The sequence below is a fragment of the Bradyrhizobium sp. LB13.1 genome (assembly GCF_054056815.1).
On the sequence record NZ_JBSRYQ010000001.1, the window covers coordinates 6,136,213 to 6,154,381 of the forward strand.

Consider the following 18,169-nt stretch of genomic DNA (forward strand, 5'->3'; position numbering starts at 1 on the left):
TATTGACGCGTTTTGCATTCGGGCGGAGTGTTGCTGTCGCAGCGTCAACAGGCGCGCATATTGGGAGGAACGGATGAAACGCTTTGCGATGGCCGCGAGCCTCGTCATGCTTGCATCGACTTGTGCAACTGCACAAACCAGCGAGCAGCTGGTCAAGGGCGCGACCGATACATCGAACGTTCTCAACTACGGGATGGGCTACAATCTCCAGCGCTTTTCGACGCTGAAGCAGATCAACAAGGACAGCGTCAAGAACCTTGTCCCGGTCTGGAACTACTCCTTCAACGACGATCGCAGCGAGGAATCGCAGCCGCTGGTGTATCAGGGCGTGATCTACGTGACCTCCCACAACGCGACCATGGCGGTCGACGCCAAGACCGGCAAGCAGATCTGGAAGAGCAAGATCGAGTATCCCGCCGAGACGCCGCGCATCGTCTGCTGCGGCATCATCAATCGCGGCGCCGCGCTCTACGACGGCAAGGTATTCCGCACCACGCTCGACGCCAACGTGATCGCGCTCGACGCCAAGGACGGCAAGGAATTGTGGCGGCAGAAGGCGGCCGACATCAAGGAAGGCTATTCGATGACGGTGGCGCCGCTGGTCGCCGACGGCGTCGTGATCACCGGCATCTCCGGCGCCGAGTTCGGCACCCGCGGCTTCATCGACGGCTGGGATCCGGCGACGGGCAAGCACCTGTGGCGTACCCATTCGATCCCCTCCCCCGACGAGCCCGGCGGCGACACCTGGAAGGGCGATACCTGGAAGCTCGGCGGTGGCTCGACCTGGATCACAGGCTCCTACGATCCCGAGCTGAACACGGTCTATTGGGGCATCGGCAATCCCGGACCGTTCAATTCGGCGGTGCGCCCCGGCGATAACCTCTACACCTGCTCCGTGCTGGCGATGGACCCCAAGGACCGGCAAGATCAAGTGGCACTACCAGTTCTCGCCGAACAATCCGTTCGACTATGACAGCGTGGCCGAGATGGTCCTCGCCGACATCAACGTCGAGGGCAAGCCGACCAAAGTGTTGATGGACGCCAACCGCAACGGCTTCTTCTACGTGCTCGACCGCACCAACGGAAAGCTGCTCGCGGCCAATCCTTACGTGAAGGTCAACTGGGCGACCGGAATCGACATGAAGACCGGCAAGCCGATGGAGACCGACGTCACGACAGGTGCTCGGGAAGGCAAGAAGGTGACAGTCTATCCGTCGATCCTCGGCGGCAAGAACTGGGAACCGATGTCGTTCAATCCGCAGACCGGATTGGCCTACGCCAACACGCTCGCCTTCGGTGGCCGGTACAAGACCGAACCCGTCACCTTCAAGCAGGGTGAATGGTATCTCGGCATGGACCTCACCGATCTCTGGGAGTGGGGTGACGGCCCGCGCGGTCATCTGAAGGCGATCGATCCGATGACCGGCAAGGCGAAGTGGGAGGCGCCGAGCGACATCCCGCGCTTCTCGGGCGTGCTGTCGACCGCGGGCGGCGTCGTGTTCTCGGGCGCGCTGACCGGCGAGTTCGAGGCCTTCGACGCCGACACCGGCAAGAAGCTCTGGCAGTTCCAGACCGGCTCCGGCATCGAGGGACAACCGGTGACATGGCAGCAGGATGGCGTGCAGTATGTCGCCGTCACCAGCGGCTATGGCGGTGTCTACTCGCTGTTCTCCGGCGACGAGCGGCTTGCCAAGGTGCCGCCCGGCGGCTCGCTGTGGGTCTTTGCGGTCAAGCAGTAACCACGGCGCGATGCTGAAAGACGGATCTCACAAGACGGCGGCGATCCTCGCCGCCGTCGCGGTGCTCACGGTCGCGCTTGCGGCGACCGTTCGTGCCGCGGATGACGCAACCGGCAATCCCGTGCAGGCACAGATCGACCACGGCAAGTCGACCTATGCCGAAAAATGCTCGCACTGCCACGGCCCCAACATGATGAACCCCGGCACCATCACGCCGGACCTGCGCGCCTTCCCAAACGACAAGACGCGCTTCGTCACCACGGTGAAGAACGGCAAGAACAACAAGATGCCGCCCTGGGCTGACATCCTCAACGACGACGAGATCGGGGATCTCTGGGCTTTCATCTCGAGCCGGAGGAAGCCATGAAGACCTGGCACGTCGCGTGGAGCGTTGCCGCGATTCTCGCGGCGGCGGCCACGGCTGCGCGCGCGGCCGACGATCCGCTCAGGATCTGTCTCGACGAGGACCGGCCGCCGCTCTCGGTGCATCACAAGGGCAAGCCGGACTCCGGCTTCGACGTGCGGCTGGCGCAGGCGCTCGCCGACCGGCTCGGACGGCCTCTGACGATCCAGTGGTTCGAGAGCAAGCTGGATGAGGATTCGAGCCCGCAGCTCGAGGCCAATGCGCTGCTGTCCGACGGGCGCTGCTCGCTGGTCGGCGGCTACGCGCTGACGACGGATTCGCTCGTCAAGCCCGGCATGAAGACAGCACGCTTACCGGATTTTGCCGGCGCCACCCGTGACGACCGGCGCCGCCGCGTCGCGCTCGGCGTGCTCGCACCGAGCCAGCCCTATGTTTACTCGCCGGTGACGGTTGTGCTCGGGCCGAAGGCGCAGGGCCGCAAGATCGGCGATATCGGCGACCTTGCCGGCCTTCGCCTCGTCATCGAGAGTGGCTCGCTGGGCGATGCCGTCCTGATGACATTCGACAAGGGGCGCCTGATCGACAACATCACCCATCTCGTCCCCGGTCGCGACGATCTCCTCGGCGCGCTCGCTCGTGGCGACTACGACGCGACGCTGATCGACCTCGGCCGTTTCGATGCCCATCGCGCCGCGCATCCCGACACGGCGACCACGGCGTCCGGCTATTACTATCCGATCGGCGCCAACCGCGGCTATGTCGGGCTCGCCGGCGATCCCGCACTGATCGACGCCGTCAACACGGCGCTGAGCGGGCTTGCTGCCGAGGGCAAGATCGCCGAATTCGGCAGGCAGGCAGGGCTGACCTATCTGCCGCCGCGAGAGCCTGCAATCCTCGGCGACGTCTGGATGAAGATCATTCAGCGGTGAGATGGCCTGACATGGCACGCTAAAGTGCCGACATCATTTCCGTGCTATACTTGGCGCTTCATTTGACGATCGGTGCCCTGTGAGCTCCCCGACCATTCCCTCCGCCGCAGGCCTGCGCGATCACCTCTCGCGCGAAATCAAGACCGGCGAGCTGGTGCGGGCGCTGATCGTCGTCGGCCCGATGGTCGCCGCTTTTTTCATCGCGCGCGAGACCGCGCTGCTGAATCTCGGGTTGGTCGCGGTCTCGTTGCTGATTCCCGCACTCAGGCTGCAGCTGCCGCCAAAAGTCGTCGCGTGGCATTATCTCGCGATCCTCGTCACCTTTGCCGCGCTGTTCCTCGCCGCCCCGATCAAGCCGCTATTCGTGGTGCTGACGGCGCTTGCCGGATTCCTTGCGGCCGCGGCGACGCGCCATGGCGAACATTTCCGCACGCTCGGAAATTGGGTGTTCATTCCCGCCGTGTATCTCGCCTGCGAAGTGCGGGAGGGCGTGAGCGCCTCGGACGCCCTCCGCCATGTCGGTATGATCATCGTGTCCTCTCCGATCGCGCTGGCGCTGGTCTGCGCCATCCGGATTTACGACCAGCGGCGCGGCGACACCACGGCGACCTCGTTCGGAGCGCCCGCGGCCGAGTGGTTTCTGCCCGCAGCAGCAACCGCCCTTGCGGTGTTGGCTGCGGCGGCGCTGGTCGAGATCCTCGATCTCGCGCAGGGCCAATGGGTGATGTGGTCGGCCGCAAGTGTCGTGGTCGGCGATCTCACCGCGTCTACCGGCAAGCTGAAGCAGCGGGCGATCGGCGCCTTGGTCGGCGTGCCGCTCGGCTTCATCGCCGGCATGGTGCTGCCGCAGAGCCGGGTTGGCTATGCACTCGCGGTTCTCGCGGCCACCCTCACGCTGATCTCGTTCTCCCGCTACATCGTCGGCTTCGGCCTGCGCTGCTTCTTCATCGCGCTGGCCGCTTCTTTCGCCGGCGGCGCCAGCGGCATCGCGGAGGAGCGCATCGTCAACGTGCTGATCGGCGGCGCCTTTGGCTTGATTGCCGTGGCGCTAACCGAAATCGTCTGGCTGCGTGTCATGCGAAAGGTGCGATCGTCCGGATGACGCCCGAATAGGTACGGGCACGGCCTGTCAAATGCGCCAATCTGTCTCGCCTGGCGCCGATGGCAGAGGCGACCTGATGCAGTACCTTCGGCAAAAATCTGGAGGGAATCATGTCCATGAAACTCGATCGCCGCCACTTCATCGCCGCCGGCGGCACCGCACTCGCGATGCCTTTCGTCTCGCGCAGCGCCTCGGCGCAAAGTCCGTGGCCATCGCGGCAGATCCGCATGATTTGCAGCTATCCCGCTGGCGGACAGACCGATCTGCTCGCACGCGCCTATGGCGAATTCATTTCCAAGCAGGTCGGAAAGACCGTCGTCGTCGAGAACAAGCCCGGCGCCTCGGGCGCGATCGGGACGGCGGAGGTTGCCCGCGCGGAGCCCGACGGCCACACCATCCTGTGCTCGATCTCGACCACCTACATCATGAACCGGGTGGTGATGAAGGCTCCGGGCTACGACATGGACAAGGATTTGACGCTCGTCAGCGTCATTCCGGGCGCCGGCCTGTTGCTGATCGCGAACGCGAAAACCGGCGTCAAGACGCTGGAGGATTTCGTCGCCTTTGCCCGCAAGAGCGGCAAGGTCAATTTCGGCACCTATAGCGCGGGCTCGGCCCCGCATATGACGATCCACGAGCTCAACAAACAGTACGGCCTTGCGATTGAGCCGATCCATTATCGCGGCGAAGCCCCGATGTGGACGGGCATGCTGGAAGGTACGCTCGATGCTGCCATGGGCAGCTACACGGCAGCGCAATCGGTTTTGCAGAGCGACCGTGGCACTGTGTTCGCGGTGCACGCGAAGAAGGTCGACGCGATCCCGGCCATAAAGACCCTCCCCGAGCAGGGCGCGACGTCGAAATTCTTCACCGTCAGCGGCTTCTCCGGCTGGGCCGTGCCGAAAGCGACGCCGCAGCCGATCGTCGACCGCCTGGCGGAGCTTTGCGTTGCCGCCAACAGCGATCCCAAGGTGAAGGACGTTCTCAACACGTTCGTGCTCGAACCCGCGATCGGCTTCAAGGAAACCAACGCGCTGTATCAGCGCGAGCTGCCGATCTGGATCGAGAGCGCGAAGTCGCTCGGCCTCGAGCCGGCCTGAACGTCGAGGCAAGGTGCCTTCGCGACACCGGCATCCGACCAAAGCCTGGTGTCGGAAACGCGTTTTCGCGCTATGATTGTGCGACGCTGGCGGAAGATCTCCCCGCCGCCGACGAGAAAGGCCGATCCCATGACACCGGATGGCGTCACACCGGATGGCGTCGCCATAGCCGTCATGATCATTCTGCTCTTTCCGATGGGCTATTTCACGCTGGCTTCGCCCGCCTTCCTGCTGGTGAAGCTGGATATCCAGCCCGTCGCCCAGCTTTTGCGCGGAATGTTCAATGCCCATTTTCTGGTGATGCGCGTTGCCGGAATCATCGGAACGGTCGCTTTCCTGCTCGACGGTCGTTTGCTCGCTGCGATGGGCGTTGGCTTGGTTACAGCCCTGGCGATCTACGGACGTCGCGGCTTCATGCGGCGGATCGACGACCAGCTCAGCGCGCGAGACGCCGGCGATACCGAAGCCCCACGCCGATTACGCCGGTTACATTGGAGCGGGATGCTGGGCAACGCGGTGCTGCTCGCCGCTCTCGTGGCCGGTATTCCCTACGTCGCCCTATCGGCGTGAGAGACATCGCGGACGTGTGACGGTCATTTGCTGTCGGCGACCGCCGAGCTTGGCGTTCGCCTAATGCTCGTCCGCGGCAACGGCGCCCTGTTGCGCCTTGTGGATCGAGGACGGCACTACGCCGAAATATTTCCGGAACACGCGGCTGAAATGCGATGAGCTGGAGAAGCCCCAGGAGAACGCGACATCGGTGATGGTCTTGCCGGCATGGGTCTCGAGCTCCTGGCGGCAATTCTGAAGACGCGCCTGCCAGATGTAGTCGCTCACCGTGGTGCCGCGCTCGGAGAACAACATGTGCAGATAGCGCTTGGAGCAGCCGAGCTCGGCGGAGATCTGGTCGATGCATAGATCCGGATCGCGCAAATGCTCGCGAATGAAGAACTGCGCGCGCACATACGTCGCTTCGGGCCCGACGCGATCGAGCATCGTGTCCGCCTCGCGCAGCGGCAGCAGCAAAAGGTCGATCAGTGAATCGGCGACGCCGACCGCACTGTTCGCCGACAGCTTGGCCGCCTCGTCGAAGGTCGCATGGACGAAATCATGGGCGATCCGCCCCGTCCCCGTGCGTGACGTCAATTTGCAGGCGGGCATTCGCTGCGACGGGAATCCGCGGTCGCGCAGCAGCGCCTTCGGCACGATCACCACGTCGTGGCGCGTGAAAGCGGGGCTGATGATCGAATGCGGGCAGGAGACGTCATAGGCGATGATGTCGCCCGGGTTCAGCTCGATGTGGCGGCCATCCTGCTCGAAATATGACACACCGTAAGTCTGGAAGTGGATCTTGATGTACGGGTGCTCATTGGCCTTGGCGCGCGCCAGCGTGTGCGCGATGCGATGCTGGCTGACCTCGATCTGGCAGAGCTTCAAGCGCGAGACGGAGGTGTAGTCGATGCGGCCTTCGAGCGAGGACGCCTCCAGCGGATCGACGTCGAAATGCCCACACAGGCTCGTCAGCCCATCGATCCAGCTCTGGATCTGCCGCTTCGGCGTCATTCCCGTCGTCGAGAGCGTGTGTATTGTGTCGGACATTAATCCAGCCACTGGTTTGATCCGGAGATTCGATACGAATCGCAACCAGCGCTGCCGGAGCCCTCAGCCATGATTGCGTGACGTTTACCTCGATTTGAGCGATCTTCTAGAACGAGCGCCATCGTTCCATTGTCACCCTTGAAAGTTAATCCTCCGCCTTAGTCGCAGCGCCGTCAAGGGGAACCTGAGCGTTGAAGACGGTCCCAAAGCAATGCGGAAGCTGCTGAATTCGCTACTGCAAAATCAAAATCTTCGTGTCCGTGCGCTGTGAAGCAAACCAGCTTCTCTCTTGGGCAAGTTTCCCGATTACGAAGTCGTTACGAATTGCGGCAGGAACAACAAGAACGGGCCGCGCTGCACGTGGACCCGTGACTCTCATCAGGAGGAGGTAACACCACCGCATCGTTTCTGGTCCCAATCGTGACCGCCCTGCACGAGCAGACGCCGGACGAAAAGCCCGGTGATTAAGCAATGCTTCGGAAACAATAAACGAGACCAATGGAGGAATGACTATGCGCAAGGTACTACTGGCGGCCTATCTTGGCTCCGCGGCGGCTCTCGCCGTCGGCAGCGCGTCGGCCAACGATGAAGTGCTCAAGATGTCGCAGAACCCGAAAGACTGGGTGATGCCGACGGGCGACTACGCCAATACCCGCTATTCCAAACTGAACCAGATCAACGCACAAAACGTAGGCAAGCTCCAGGTCGCCTGGACCTTCTCGACCGGCGTGCTGCGCGGCCACGAAGGCGGCCCGCTGATCATCGGCAACATGATGTACGTCCACACGCCGTTCCCGAACAAGGTCTATGCTATTGACCTTTCCAACGAGAACAAGATCGTCTGGAAGTACGAGCCGAAGCAGGACCCGAATGTCATCCCGGTGATGTGCTGCGATACGGTCAACCGCGGCTTGGCCTTTGGCGACGGCAAGATCTTCCTGCATCAGGCCGACACCACGCTCGTCGCACTCGACGCCAAGAGCGGTCAGGTGGCATGGACCGCGAAGAATGGCGACGCCAGCAAGGGCGAGACCGGCACTTCGGCTCCAATGGTCGTCAAGGACAAGGTGCTGATCGGTATCTCTGGCGGCGAGTTCGGCGTTCAGGCCCACATGTCCGCCTACGACATCAAGACCGGCAAGCTGGCATGGCGTGGATACTCGGAAGGACCGGATGATCAGCTTCTGGTCGACCCCGAGAAGACCACAGCACTCGGCAAGCCGATCGGCAAGGACTCCAGCCTCAAGACCTGGCAAGGCGATCAGTGGAAGATCGGTGGCGGCGCGACCTGGGGCTGGATCTCCTACGATCCCGCGCTGAACCTCGTCTATTACGGCTCCGGCAATCCCTCGACCTGGAATCCGAAGCAGCGTCCCGGCGACAACAAATGGTCGATGACGATCTGGGCGCGCAACCCGGATACAGGCGTTGCCAAGTGGGTCTATCAGATGACGCCCCACGACGAGTGGGACTATGACGGCGTCAACGAGATGATCCTCTCGGACCAGACGATCAACGGAGCGCCGCGCAAGCTGCTGACGCACTTCGATCGTAACGGCCTCGGCTACACGCTCGATCGTGTCAACGGTGAGCTTCTGGTCGCCGAAAAGTACGATCCGAAGGTCAACTGGACCTCCGGCGTCGACATGGACAAGAACTCGCCGACCTATGGCCGTCCGAAGGTGCTCGACACAGCTTCGACCGACAAGGCGGGCGAGGACCACAACGTGAAGGGCATCTGCCCGGCCGCGCTCGGCACCAAGGACGAGCAGCCGGCAGCCTACTCGCCGGACACGCAGCTGTTCTACGTTCCGACCAACCACGTCTGCATGGACTACGAACCGTTCAAGGTGAGCTACACCGCGGGCCAGCCCTATGTGGGTGCGACGCTCTCGATGTATCCGCCGCAGGGTGAAACCCATATGGGTAACTTCATCGCCTGGGACGGCAAGACCGGCAAGATCGTCTGGTCGAACAAGGAGCAGTTCTCGGTCTGGTCGGGTGCACTCGCAACCGCGGGCAACGTGGTGTTCTACGGAACGCTCGAAGGCTACCTGAAGGCAGTCGATGCCAAGACCGGCAAGGAACTCTACAAGTTCAAGACTCCCTCCGGTATCATCGGCAACGTCACCACCTACGAGAACGGCGGCAAGCAGTATATCGCAGTCCTCTCCGGCGTGGGTGGCTGGGCCGGTATCGGTCTGGCGGCGGGTCTGACCGATCCGACCGCAGGTCTCGGCGCAGTAGGTGGCTACGCGGCGCTCAGCAGCTACACGGCACTCGGCGGTACGCTGACCGTGTTCTCGCTGCCCAACTAGGCCTCTCAGCATCGCTCCGGCGCGTGGATCTACTCCACGCGCCGGCTCGTCTCACAGAATGCCTTCCGAGGAAAATCTCTTGCGTAAAATCTGCTCTGCCATCGCTGCGATGTTTTTGATTGCGTCCGGGGGAATTGCCGTCGCGGACGGCTCAGGTGATCCGACCGCCGTCAAGCAGAACGAAACCGGCGAATGGTCCGACAAGGAAGGCAACCCAACCTACAAGATCACGGAGGGCTCTGTGGACTGGTACACCTATTCCGGGTACCGCCGCTATCACTCGGACTGCCATGTGTGTCACGGCCCGGATGGAATGGGCTCGACCTACGCCCCGGCGCTGAAGGATTCGCTGAAGACGATGAGCTACGCGGATTTTCTCGGCGTCGTCGCCTCCGGCCGCAAGAACATCTCGACTGCCCAGGAGAACGTGATGCCGGCCTTCGGCGATAACCCGAACGTCGCCTGCTACATGGACGATCTCTACGTCTATCTGCGCGCCCGCTCCAACGAGGCCTGGGGCCGCACCCGACCTGGCAAGCACGAGGACAAGAACGACGCCTATACCAAGAACGAAGATTCGTGCATGGGCAACAAGAAGTGAACGTGCGGAGCCCGACCAGGACCTGGTTCCTGGCGCCCTGCTAGAATTTGAGGAGTTTACGATGAAGACACGCGCCGCCGTCGCTTTCGAAGCCAAGAAGCCGCTCGAGATAGTGGAGGTCGATCTGGAAGGACCGAAGGTCGGCGAAGTCCTGGTCGAGATCAAGGCGACGGGCATCTGCCACACCGACGCCTACACGCTCGACGGCTTCGACAGCGAAGGAATCTTCCCGTCGATCCTGGGCCATGAGGGCGCCGGCATCATTCGCGAGATCGGTCCTGGCGTGACCTCGGTGAAGCCGGGCGACCACGTCATCCCGCTCTACACGCCGGAATGCCGGCAGTGCAAAAGCTGCCTCAGCCAGAAGACCAATCTCTGCACCGCAATCCGCGCGACTCAGGGCAAGGGCGTGATGCCGGACGGCACCAGCCGCTTCTCCTACAAGGGCAAGCCGATCTACCACTACATGGGCTGCTCGACCTTCTCGAACTTCACCGTGCTGCCGGAGATCGCGGTCGCCAAGATCCGCGAGGACGCGCCGTTCGACAAGAGCTGCTACATCGGCTGCGGCGTCACCACCGGCGTCGGCGCCGTCGTCAATACCGCCAAGGTCGAGCCGGGCTCCAACGTCGTGGTGTTCGGCCTCGGCGGCATCGGCCTCAACGTGATCCAGGGCGCCAAGATGGCCGGCGCCGACAAGATCATCGGCGTCGACATCAACGACTCCAAGGAGGAATGGGGCCGGCGGTTCGGCATGACCGATTTCGTCAATCCCAAGAAGATCACCGGCGACATCGTCCCGCATCTCGTGACCCTGACCGACGGCGGCGCCGACTACACCTTCGACTGCACCGGCAACACCACGGTGATGCGCCAGGCGCTGGAAGCCTGCCATCGCGGCTGGGGCACCTCGATCATCATCGGCGTTGCCGAATCCGGCAAGGAGATCGCCACCCGCCCGTTCCAACTCGTCACCGGGCGCAACTGGCGGGGCACCGCCTTCGGCGGCGCGCGCGGCCGCACCGACGTGCCGAAGATCGTCGACTGGTACATGAACGGAAAGATCCAGATCGACCCGATGATCACCCACACGCTCAAGCTCGAAGACATCAATAAAGGCTTCGAGCTGATGCATGAGGGCAAATCCATCCGTTCAGTCGTCGTGTTCTAGTTCGAAAAGCGTCACCCCCAAGGAGGATCGACCCATGACTGTTGCACTCCATCCCTCGATCGATAACGGCCTCAAACAGGGCAGCGGCAGCTTTGCCGGCGGCACGCTCGTATGCAAATGCAAGGACCATCAGGTCAAGGTCGCCGTCAAGGGCGACGTCGCGCACAACCACGCCTGTGGCTGCACCAAGTGCTGGAAGCCGCAGGGCGCGAATTTCTCCGTCGTCGCCGTGGTGCCGCGCCAGAACGTCAGCGTGATCGAGAACGGCGACAAGCTCCAGATCGTCGACCCCTCTGCGGTGATCCAGCGCCATGCCTGCAAGGCCTGCGGCACCCACATGTACGGCCGCATCGAGAACAAGGGCCACCCGTTCTACGGCCTCGACTTCATTCACCCCGAACTGTTCCAGGAACAGGGTTCGCAGGCGCCGCAATTCGCCGCCTTCGTCTCCTCGGTGATCGAATCGGGCGTGAAGCCGGAGGAAATGCCCGGTATTCGTTCGCGGCTGAAGGAAATCGGCCTCGAGCCCTATGACTGCCTGTCGCCGGCTCTGATGGACGCGATCGCGACCCACGTGGCGAAGGCCAAAGCCGCCTGAGCCAAGCCGCCTGACGTTTGCCCGTCCGCTCGCTGGTTCTCGCCAGCGAGCGGACGGGTCCGGCCCCGGGACCAATCACGGCGATGCCCCGCTTCTCCACTCTGCGTATACGAGGGCCATCAGGTCCCTCAGTCCTGGTCTCTGAATGACTGCGCAGGGCCGCCGGCTTCCTGCTTGAAGTCCGCAGCGCTTGCGTTTCTCCCTCCCTCGACTGAGGCATCCTGCTTCGTCCGCACAGTTCTTCTGGCGGACGAAGCTTTTTTCATTGTGCCCGTTTCGGGAGGCGCGCTGCGTGATGCAGCGCCCTGCTTTTGACAAACCTTCGTTGCAATCTTTTCCCGTCGATACAGCTGACTAGAGAACACTTGGCTGTGAACGCCGGACCGAGGCGATCTCTGCTACGATTGCGTCGTCACGATGCCGCGCGAAATTCAATAATCAAGAACAAGACGGAGGTATCGAGCACATCCGGACATGACACTCGCATTCCTGCTTCCTGCCGGGATCTGCCCGCGCCGGATGACGGCCGGAACGCGACGACACGACGCAGCGGGCATTGCACCGACCGACGTCGAGACAATTTGAAATCGGCAAGCTTATGAAGAGCGAGGGACGATCATGATCAAGGTGAAGATCAACGGCCAGGAACAGAGCTGGGACGGCGACCCGGATCTCCCGCTACTCTGGTTCCTGCGCGACGAGGCCGGGCTGACCGGCACCAAGTTCGGCTGTGGCCAGGCCCTTTGCGGCGCCTGCACCGTCATCGTCGACAAGGAAGCCGTGCGCTCCTGCATCACATCGGTCAACGACGTCGCCGGCCGCGAGGTCACGACGATCGAGGGACTGCATCCGAACGGCGATCACGCGGTGCAGAAGGCCTGGCGCCAGGTCAACGTACCCCAATGCGGCTTCTGCCAGGCGGGCCAGATCATGCAGGCGGCGGCACTACTGATGGACAACCCAAAGCCGTCGCACGATCAGATCCGCGAAGCGATGGCCGGCAACATCTGTCGCTGCGGCTGCTACCAGCGCATTGAGAACGCGGTCCATCTCGCATCGACGGGAGTGTGACATGAATTTCATCGACAATCCGGGGAAGCTTCGTGGCTTCGAAAAGAACATCAAGGTCGAGAAAGTCTCGCGCCGCAGCATCCTGAAAGGGCTCGGCATCACCGGCGGCTTCGTGCTCGCTGCCCCCGTGATGTCGCGCCAGGCGTTCGCCTATGAGACCGGCGCCGGCAAAATGCCGCATGGCGTCGTGGTGGACCCGCGCGTGTTCGTCGCGGTCGCGCCCGACGGCACCGTCACCATCCTCGCCCACCGCGCCGAGATGGGTACCGGCGTGCGCACCAGTCTGCCGCTGATCGTAGCGGAAGAAATGGAAGCTGACTGGTCGCGAGTCAAAGTGCAGCAGGCTCACGGCGACGAGGTCAAGTTCGGCAACCAGGACACCGACGGCTCGCGCAGCACGCGGCATTATCTGATGCCGATGCGCCAGATCGGCGCCTCCGCCCGCACCATGCTGGAACAGGCCGCGGCCAAGCGCTGGGGCGTGCCGGCGACCGAGGTCAAGGCCGTCAATCACGAGGTCGTCCACAGCGCGACGAGCCGCAAGCTCGGCTTCGGCGAGCTCGCAGCCGATGCCGCCAAGGAATCGGTGCCGAGTATCGAAGGCCTCAAGCTGAAGAACCCCAAGGACTTCCGCTATCTCGGCAAGGGCCAGGTCGGCATCGTCGATCTCCACGACATCACCACCGGCAAGGCGCGTTACGGCGCCGACGTGCGGCTGCCTGGCATGAAGTATGCCGTGATCGCGCGCCCGCCGGTAACAGGCGGCAAGCTGGTCTCGTTCGATCCGGACGCGGCGCTGAAGGTCCCCGGCGTCGAGAAGGTGATGCAGGTGCGCGGTTGGCCGTGGCCGTCGAAATTCCAGCCGCTCGGCGGCGTTGCCGTGATCGCGCGCAACACCGGCGCGGCGATCAAGGGCCGCGACGCACTTAAGCTCACCTGGGATGACGGTGCCAACGGCAAATACGACTCCGTCGCCTACCGCAAGGAGCTCGAGGAAGCCTCACGCAAACCGGGCCTCGTCGTGCGCCAGGAAGGCGACGCCGATGCTGCCCTGAAGGGTGCCGACAAGATCATCGTCGGCGAATATTATCTGCCGCATCTCGCCCATGTCAGCATGGAACCGCCGGTGGCGGTCGCCGATGTCAAGGGCGACAAGGCGGAGATCTGGGCACCGGTGCAGAGCCCGGGCGGCACACGCGAGGACGTCGCCAAGACGCTCGGCATCCCCGAGGGCAATGTCACGGTCAACGTCACCCTGCTCGGCGGCGGTTTCGGCCGCAAGTCGAAGTGCGACTTTGCGCTCGAGGCCGCGCTGCTGTCGAAGGAGCTCGGCGCGCCCGTGAAGGTGCAATGGACGCGCGAGGACGACGTCCGCCACGACTTCCTGCACACGGTCTCCGTGGAACGGATCGAAGCGGGCCTCGACAAGAGCGGCAAGGTGATCGCTTGGCGCCACCGCAGCGTGGCTCCCAGCATCGCCTCGACCTTCGCCGCCGGTGCAAATCACGAGGCGCCCTTCGAGCTCGGCATGGGCCTCGTCGATATGCCGTTCGAGATCGCCAACATCTCTTGCGAGAACCCGGAAGCCGCGGCGTTCACCCGCATCGGCTGGTTCCGCTCGGTCTCGAACATCCCGCGCGCCTTCGCGGTACAGTCGATGGTCGGCGAGATCGCGCATGCGACCGGCCGCGACCAGAAGGAGACGCTGCTGGCGCTGATCGGCAGCCCGCGCATCGTCAAGCCGGCCGTGAAGGACATGTGGAACTACGGCGAACCCTTCGACAGCTACCCGATCGACACCGCGCGCCTGCGCAAGGTGGTCGAGGTTGGTCGCCGAGAAGGGAGAATGGGGCCGCGCGGTCGCCAAGGGCCACGGTCTCGGCATCGCCGTACACCGCAGCTTCGTCAGCTACATCGCGACCATCGTCGAGGTCGCCGTCGACGATAAGGGCAAGCTGACGGTGCCGCGGGTCGACACCGCGATCGATTGCGGCACCTATGTCAACCCCGAGCGCATCGCCTCGCAGATCGAGGGCGCGGCAATCATGGGGCTGAGCCTCGCCAAATACGGCGAGATCAGCTTCAAGGACGGCAAGGTGGAGCAAAAGAACTTTGACGACTTCCAGGTCCTCAGGATGGATGAATCCCCGCTGGTGACCAACGTCTACATCGTGCCGCCCGGACCCGACACGCCACCGAGCGGAGTCGGCGAGCCCGGCGTCCCGCCGTTCGCGCCGGCGCTGATGAACGCCATCTTCGCCGCGACCGGAAAGCGCATCCGCAACCTTCCGCTCGGCAAGCAATTGGAGGCGTGAGAGCTTGGTCCGGAAAAGTGGACACCGGTTTTCCGAACAGACCATGCTCAATCAGGAAAGGGCGCGATAGAAGTCTATCGCGCTCGGGAACACAAAGCGGCTTCGCGCCGTTTCCATCGATCTGACAGGAGCAGATCGATGACCCATATTTCAAAGGCGCTCGCAGTTTCGCTGTCGAGCGCCTTTCTTTTGACGACCACAGGCGTGTTCGCCCAGAACAACACGGCGCCGCCAACCACGGCCACGCGCCCCAGCACGCCGGACCAGAACTCCCTGCCCAACGCCAATGCTCCGCCGCCCTCGACCACCCAGACCACCGGGCAGCACAATCCGGATCCCAAGGTTCAGGAAATGAACCAGAAGGAAAAGGGCAAGGTAGAGCGCGAGGGGAAGTAGCGATCTGGCGTCGCGTGCGACCGCATCGTCATGGCCGGGCTTGTCCAGGCTTGTCCCGGCCATGACGACTTCGTGGCGCGGGCAGCAATCCCATCCCGTCACGCAAAATGCGGCGGACGCTGCCGTCCGCCGCATTTGCCCCCTGACACTCCGCTTCTTTCGATCCGCCAGCGGAGCTTACTTCTTCAGCGCGAACACCCAGATGACGCCGCCCTGCGGTACGTTGGCCTCGATGCCGATATTGTTGGTCACGAGTGCATCCTGGATGCGCTGCGCATCCACGCCCCATCCCGACTGGATCGCGATGTATTGCGTGCCGTCGATCTCATAGGACACCGGCATGCCCATGATGCCGGAGTTGGTCTTCTGCTCCCACAGTAGCTCGCCACTCTTGGCGTTGAAGGCGCGGAAGTTGCGGTCGTTGGTGCCGCCCACGAAAACGAGGTCGCCTGCGGTCGCCGTCACCGATCCGAACAGCTGCGACTTGGGGAAGTTGTGTTGCCACATCTTCTTGCCCGTAACGGGATCCCAAGCCTGGAGCTCGCCGAAATGATCGGCGCCAGGCTTCGTCTTCAGGCCGATGTCCTCCGGCTTGGTGCCGAGCCAGAGTTCGCCGGGCTTGAGCGGAACCTTCTCGCCGGTGAACCCGCCACAGAAATTCTCGTTGGCGGGCACGTAGACGAGGCCGGTCTTCTGGCTGTAGGCCGCCGACGGCCAATCCTTTCCGCCCCACAGCGACGGACAGAACTCCACGCGCTTGCCGACCATCGGCTTATGCGCGGGATCGACGATCGGCCTGCCGCTCTCGGCATCGATGCCCTTCCAGACGTCGGTGGAGACGAACGGCCAGCCGGCGATGTAGTTGATCTTGGTCGGCGTGCGCTCGAGTATCCAGAAGATCGCATCGCGTCCGGGATGGACCAGGCTCTTGATGGTGCGGCCGTCGCGCTGCAGGTCGATCAACATCGGTGCTTCGACCTCGTCCCAATCCCAGGAATCGTTCTGGTGATACTGGTGATAGGTTTTGATCTTGCCGGTGTTCGGATCGAGCGCGAGCACCGACGAGGTATAGAGATTGTCGCCGGGATGCATCTCGCCGGGCCACGGCGCGGCGTTGCCGACGCCCCAATAGATCGTCTTGGTGTCCTTGTCGTAATTGCCGGTCATCCAGGCCGAGCCGCCGCCGTTCTTCCAGTCCTCGCCCTGCCAAGTGTCGTGGCCGGGCTCGCCTTCGCCAGGAATGGTATAGGTCCGCCACAGCTCCTTGCCGTCCTTGGCATCATAGGCGGCGACATAGCCGCGCACGCCGAACTCGCCGCCGGAGCCGCCGACAATGACCTTGCCGTCGACGACCAGCGGCATCAGGGTCATGTACTGGCCCTTCTTGTAGTCCTGCACCTTGGTGTCCCACACCACCTTGCCGGTCTTGGCGTCGAGCGCGACGACATGATCGTCGGTGGTGGCGAGATAGAGCTTGTCCTCCCAGAGGCCGACGCCGCGGCTGGTCGGATGCAACTGGAACAGATCGTCGGGGAGCTGCCGCTTGTAGCGCCAATATTCGTCGCCGGTCTTGGCGTTCAGCGCGATCACCTGCCCCATCGGGGTCGCCACGAACATCACGCCGTTGTTGACGATCGGCGGCGCCTCGTGGCCTTCGACGACGCCGGTCGCGAAGGTCCAGACCGGGGTGAGGTTCTTCACATTCGAGGTGTTGATCTGGTCGAGCGGGCTGTAGCCCTGCCCGTCATAAGTCCGCCGGTAGAGCATCCAGTTGGCGGGCTCCGGGTTTTCCAATCGCTGCGCGGTGACCGGCGCGTAGTTCTCGACCGGGCCTGATACGGCGGCGGTCGAGGCAAGACACGTGAAGGCGACGAAGCCGGACAGTAACCATTGCTTCCTGGTCATGGACGTTCCCCTTTTTCATCCGTTTGAATTCTTATTTTGAATTGTTGTTTTGAATTCTTGTCGTCCGCCCATCGGCGGATGCGGCCTCTCGTGACGCGGGTACGACCCGCACCGTCCATCATCCTGGCTGCACGCCACCTACCTTTCCCATGAAGTTCCCGGCCACGCTGAGCGAACCGTCAGCGAGCGCCAGCGGCAGCGCCGCGAGCCGTCGCGGCGCTGGCCCGAACACGACTTGCGCGCCCGCGCGAGGATCGTATTCGGAGTTGTGGCACATGCACTTGAACACCTCCTTGTCGCCGACATCGCTCTTCACCCAGGCAGTGACGGGACAGCCGGCATGCGAGCAGATTGCCGAATAGGCGATGATGCCGTCGACGGCGCGTGCTTTCGTCTGCTCGTCGAGCTCGGCGGGATCGAGCCGGATGATCAGGATCTCGTTGAGGCGCGAAGCGCTGCGCACGACCGACGTCTTTGGGTCTTTCGGCCAGGCTTGCACCGGCGGTCCGCCGACCGACAGATCGGCCGCGGTAATGAGCTTCCCTTCCCGATCGCCTTCCGAGAAGACGAGCACATCACCCTTCTGCGGCCGCTCATCCGAGCCGGGCGGATCCTCTCCTGCTTGCACCTGCGAGGCACAGCCAAGGCAAGCAGTGGTGGCGAGCGCACCGAGCAAAAGCGTTCGCCGCGTCTGCTCGATGCCCGCGTCGACGTCAGGCTCCGCGACATTCTCGGAGGATGAGGAATGGGTGATGAACGATGCGCTGGACATGCAATTAGGAGGCGCTGGAACTCTGCCGAAAACAAGGCGAAGGATTGGCGCCGCAATGCATCAATATGGCTTTGCTCGCTGTGATTGAGCAAGAATGAAAGCAATCGAACGGTTTTCGCAATTTCAACGTCACATCACGCGCTTCGCATGATGATTTTGCAGACCAGCCCGATGATATCGGAATTGGTG

The 18,169-nt window shown here is 63.0% G+C and carries 14 protein-coding genes and 2 pseudogenes; 13 read left to right on the top strand and 3 right to left on the bottom strand.

Going from position 1 to position 18,169, the window contains the following annotated elements; translation table 11 throughout:
• The first annotated feature begins 73 nt into the window (after window positions 1-73).
• From ACVWYI_RS29840 to ACVWYI_RS29865, 6 genes and pseudogenes are all read left to right on the top strand, one after another.
• A pseudogene (locus tag ACVWYI_RS29840) lies at window positions 74-1,739 on the top strand (methanol/ethanol family PQQ-dependent dehydrogenase).
• A 10-nt stretch (window positions 1,740-1,749) separates the two neighbouring features.
• Window positions 1,750-2,106 carry a c-type cytochrome gene (locus ACVWYI_RS29845; protein WP_247349582.1) on the top strand — a complete coding sequence of 119 codons (357 nt, stop codon included), beginning with the start codon at window positions 1,750-1,752 and terminating at the stop codon, window positions 2,104-2,106.
• On the top strand, window positions 2,103-3,032 hold the full coding sequence (locus ACVWYI_RS29850; RefSeq protein WP_456663935.1) for a substrate-binding periplasmic protein: 930 nt from the start codon (window positions 2,103-2,105) through the stop codon (window positions 3,030-3,032). The genes ACVWYI_RS29845 and ACVWYI_RS29850 overlap by 4 nt, the downstream gene beginning before the upstream one ends.
• Before the next feature lie 79 nt (window positions 3,033-3,111).
• On the top strand, window positions 3,112-4,134 hold the full coding sequence (locus ACVWYI_RS29855) for an FUSC family protein (RefSeq protein ID WP_456663936.1): 1,023 nt from the start codon (window positions 3,112-3,114) through the stop codon (window positions 4,132-4,134).
• A 110-nt stretch (window positions 4,135-4,244) separates the two neighbouring features.
• A complete protein-coding gene (locus tag ACVWYI_RS29860) occupies window positions 4,245-5,234 on the top strand; it encodes a Bug family tripartite tricarboxylate transporter substrate binding protein (protein ID WP_456663937.1) in 990 nt (329 codons plus the stop codon).
• Window positions 5,235-5,363: 129 nt separating this feature from the next.
• Entirely contained in the window at window positions 5,364-5,804 is a 441-nt protein-coding gene (locus ACVWYI_RS29865) for a hypothetical protein (protein ID WP_247349588.1), read from the top strand.
• Window positions 5,805-5,864: 60 nt separating this feature from the next.
• Here ACVWYI_RS29865 and ACVWYI_RS29870 read toward each other — a convergent pair whose 3' ends face one another.
• Window positions 5,865-6,833: a helix-turn-helix domain-containing protein gene (locus tag ACVWYI_RS29870; protein ID WP_247349589.1), complete on the bottom strand. Its 969-nt coding sequence runs from the start codon at window positions 6,831-6,833 to the stop codon at window positions 5,865-5,867.
• Between the two features lie 512 nt (window positions 6,834-7,345).
• On the opposite strand from ACVWYI_RS29870, the gene xoxF5 reads away from it, so the two are divergent.
• From xoxF5 to ACVWYI_RS29905, 7 genes and pseudogenes are all read left to right on the top strand, one after another.
• Window positions 7,346-9,151 carry a lanthanide-dependent methanol dehydrogenase XoxF5 gene (xoxF5, locus tag ACVWYI_RS29875; protein ID WP_247349590.1) on the top strand — a complete coding sequence of 602 codons (1,806 nt, stop codon included), beginning with the start codon at window positions 7,346-7,348 and terminating at the stop codon, window positions 9,149-9,151.
• Window positions 9,152-9,260: 109 nt separating this feature from the next.
• The gene (locus tag ACVWYI_RS29880; RefSeq protein ID WP_247349663.1) at window positions 9,261-9,752 is read left to right on the top strand and encodes a c-type cytochrome, methanol metabolism-related; all 492 of its coding nucleotides are present in this window, start codon (window positions 9,261-9,263) and stop codon (window positions 9,750-9,752) included.
• A gap of 61 nt (window positions 9,753-9,813) precedes the next feature.
• Window positions 9,814-10,923, top strand: a complete 1,110-nt coding sequence (locus ACVWYI_RS29885; protein WP_106946409.1) for an S-(hydroxymethyl)glutathione dehydrogenase/class III alcohol dehydrogenase — start codon at window positions 9,814-9,816, stop codon at window positions 10,921-10,923.
• Between the two features lie 34 nt (window positions 10,924-10,957).
• Entirely contained in the window at window positions 10,958-11,521 is a 564-nt protein-coding gene (gene gfa, locus ACVWYI_RS29890; RefSeq protein ID WP_247443913.1) for an S-(hydroxymethyl)glutathione synthase, read from the top strand.
• 618 nt (window positions 11,522-12,139) lie between these two features.
• Complete coding sequence (locus tag ACVWYI_RS29895; protein ID WP_354045276.1) at window positions 12,140-12,592, top strand: (2Fe-2S)-binding protein; 453 nt, start codon at window positions 12,140-12,142, stop codon at window positions 12,590-12,592.
• A 1-nt stretch (window position 12,593) separates the two neighbouring features.
• Window positions 12,594-14,907: pseudogene (locus tag ACVWYI_RS29900) on the top strand (molybdopterin cofactor-binding domain-containing protein).
• 138 nt (window positions 14,908-15,045) lie between these two features.
• A complete protein-coding gene (locus ACVWYI_RS29905) occupies window positions 15,046-15,303 on the top strand; it encodes a hypothetical protein (RefSeq protein ID WP_247443916.1) in 258 nt (85 codons plus the stop codon).
• Between the two features lie 177 nt (window positions 15,304-15,480).
• Here ACVWYI_RS29905 and ACVWYI_RS29910 read toward each other — a convergent pair whose 3' ends face one another.
• Window positions 15,481-17,208, bottom strand: coding sequence for a methanol/ethanol family PQQ-dependent dehydrogenase (locus ACVWYI_RS29910; protein WP_456663938.1), 1,728 nt, complete (start codon window positions 17,206-17,208; stop codon window positions 15,481-15,483).
• A 118-nt stretch (window positions 17,209-17,326) separates the two neighbouring features.
• Entirely contained in the window at window positions 17,327-17,980 is a 654-nt protein-coding gene (locus ACVWYI_RS29915) for a QcrA and Rieske domain-containing protein (RefSeq protein WP_247349597.1), read from the bottom strand.
• Between the last annotated feature and the right edge of the window lie 189 nt (window positions 17,981-18,169).